The sequence below is a fragment of the Limnohabitans sp. genome, assembly GCF_046052825.1.
Classification (GTDB): domain Bacteria; phylum Pseudomonadota; class Gammaproteobacteria; order Burkholderiales; family Burkholderiaceae_C; genus Limnohabitans.
Genome location: NZ_JAVLFP010000063.1, coordinates 1 through 1830 on the forward strand (window position 1 = coordinate 1; position 1830 = coordinate 1830).

General features: G+C 58.0%; 3 protein-coding genes and 1 pseudogene. 3 read left to right on the plus strand and 1 reads right to left on the minus strand.

Annotated elements, in window-relative coordinates; genetic code table 11:
* A pseudogene (locus ACKWJN_RS10800) lies at positions 1–113 on the minus strand (UTRA domain-containing protein); the annotation flags it as partial.
* A gap of 26 nt (positions 114–139) precedes the next feature.
* Here ACKWJN_RS10800 and ACKWJN_RS10805 point away from each other — a divergent pair.
* The 3 genes from ACKWJN_RS10805 to sdhD all read left to right on the plus strand — a co-directional run bounded on the left by ACKWJN_RS10805 (position 140) and on the right by sdhD (position 1816).
* Positions 140–910 (plus strand): GntR family transcriptional regulator, encoded by a 771-nt coding sequence (locus ACKWJN_RS10805; RefSeq protein WP_408596784.1) that lies wholly within the window; start codon positions 140–142, stop codon positions 908–910.
* A gap of 90 nt (positions 911–1000) precedes the next feature.
* A complete protein-coding gene (gene sdhC / locus ACKWJN_RS10810) occupies positions 1001–1432 on the plus strand; it encodes a succinate dehydrogenase, cytochrome b556 subunit (RefSeq protein WP_408596786.1) in 432 nt (143 codons plus the stop codon).
* An 18-nt stretch (positions 1433–1450) separates the two neighbouring features.
* The gene (gene sdhD, locus ACKWJN_RS10815) at positions 1451–1816 is read left to right on the plus strand and encodes a succinate dehydrogenase, hydrophobic membrane anchor protein (RefSeq protein ID WP_408596788.1); all 366 of its coding nucleotides are present in this window, start codon (positions 1451–1453) and stop codon (positions 1814–1816) included.
* Positions 1817–1830 lie beyond the last annotated feature (14 nt).

Here is a 1830-nt window from a genome sequence, read left to right on the forward strand (position 1 = left end):
ACGCTTAGAAGTGGAGTGTGCGCTGTTATCCTGAGCAAAGCGCATTGCTCAACATCTGGCAATACAGCCCGAATTTTTTCTACGGCGCGCACCATGCGACCACCGAGATCTACACGAGCCTTATCGTCGGCAGCGTCAGATGTGTATAAGAGACAGGGGCCTGGCCGCCTTGCAAGCCGGGCTCACCCCGGCCTTCAGCCCGCTGTACCAGCAAATCAAAGGGCTGATCTTGCAAAGTTTGCAATCGGGCGAGTGGAAGCCCGGCGAAGCCATCCCCAGCGAGATGGACTTGGCTGCGCGCTTTCGGGTCAGCCAGGGCACGGTGCGCAAAGCCATCGACGAGCTCTCAGCCGAAAACTTGGTGGTGCGCCGCCAAGGCAAAGGCACCTTTGTGGCCACCCATGCCGAGCACCAGGTGCAGTACCGTTTTTTGAAGTTGCAACCCGACAACGGCGACACCCACAGCGAAGGCCCAGCGGCGCGCACCATCATCGACTGCAAGCGCCTGCGCGCCACTGCCGAGGTGGCCCGCGCCTTGAATTTACGCACCGGTGACTCGGTGCTGCAAGTGCGCCGCGTGCTCTCTTTCGCCGGCGTGCCGACCATCTTGGAAGACCTGTGGTTGCCCGGCACCCCGTTCAAGGGCTTGACCGCCGAGCGGCTGACCCGTCACCAAGGTGCCATGTACGCGATGTTTGAAACCGAGTTCGGCGTGCGCATGGTGCGGGCCGATGAGAGCATCCGTGCCGTCAACCCCGACGCAGAGCAGGCCGCCCTGTTGGCCGTCAACCTCCACACGCCCTTGCTCAGCGTCGAACGTGTGGCTTACACCTACAACGACACGGCCATGGAGTTGCGCCGTGGCTTGTACCGAACAGACACCCATCATTACCGTAACGTTCTGAGCTGATGCATGAAACCCTCCTGTCAGTTACTTGCGGTGCAATAGAATGAAAAGTTGTTTTCATATGCAGACAAACCCGAAGAAAGACCCCTACCCATGACCGAGCTTGCCAAAAAGCGGCCTGAGTTCCGCAACATCAACGCCTTGACGGACTTGCCCACCTACCGCCTCCCGGCGGCGGGCATTGTGTCCATCTTGCACCGCATCAGCGGCGCCATCATGTTCTTGTTGCTGCCTTTCATCATTTGGATGTTCGACACCTCGGTGTCCTCCGAAATTTCGTTTGCCAAATTCAGCGCAGCGTTCAACATCGGCCTGGGTTTTGTGCCGGGCTGGTTCATCAAACTGGTGGCCTTGGCCATCATCTGGTCTTATTTGCACCACATCATTGCCGGCATTCGCCACCTCTACATGGACATGTGCCATGCGGTGACCAAAGAATTTGGCAAGTCCTCTGCTGTCGTCACCTTGGCCTTGAGCTTGGGGCTGACCGCTGTCTTGGGTGCCAAGCTGTTTGGCCTTTATTGATTTCCTAGGAGCAACACAATGTCCGTGAATTACGGTTCCAAGCGCGTCGTCGTGGGCGCGCACTATGGCTTGCGCGATTGGCTGGCCCAACGCGTCACTGCCGCCCTGATGGTGATCTTCACCGCCGTGGTCTTGGCCCAAGTGCTGCTGACCACTGGCAGCATCGGTTACGACAAATGGGCTGGCATCTTCAGCACCCAATGGATGAAGGCCCTGACCTTCACGATCTTCATTGCCTTGGCCTACCACGTGTGGGTGGGCATGCGCGACATTTGGATGGACTACATCAAGCCGGTTGGCCTGCGTTTGGTTCTGCAAGTTTTCACTTTGGTTTGGCTGGTGTCGTGTCTCGGCTGGGCCATTCAGGTTCTCTGGAGGCTCTGATTCATGACTGTTAA

Bases quoted from the DNA above. Each gene is read 5' to 3' on its own strand.
- ACKWJN_RS10805 (WP_408596784.1), top strand. From the start codon at position 140: ATGTGTATAAGAGACAGGGGCCTGGCCGCCTTGCAAGCCGGGCTCACC.
- sdhC (WP_408596786.1), top strand. From the start codon at position 1,001: ATGACCGAGCTTGCCAAAAAGCGGCCTGAGTTCCGCAACATCAACGCC.
- sdhD (WP_408596788.1), top strand. From the start codon at position 1,451: ATGTCCGTGAATTACGGTTCCAAGCGCGTCGTCGTGGGCGCGCACTAT.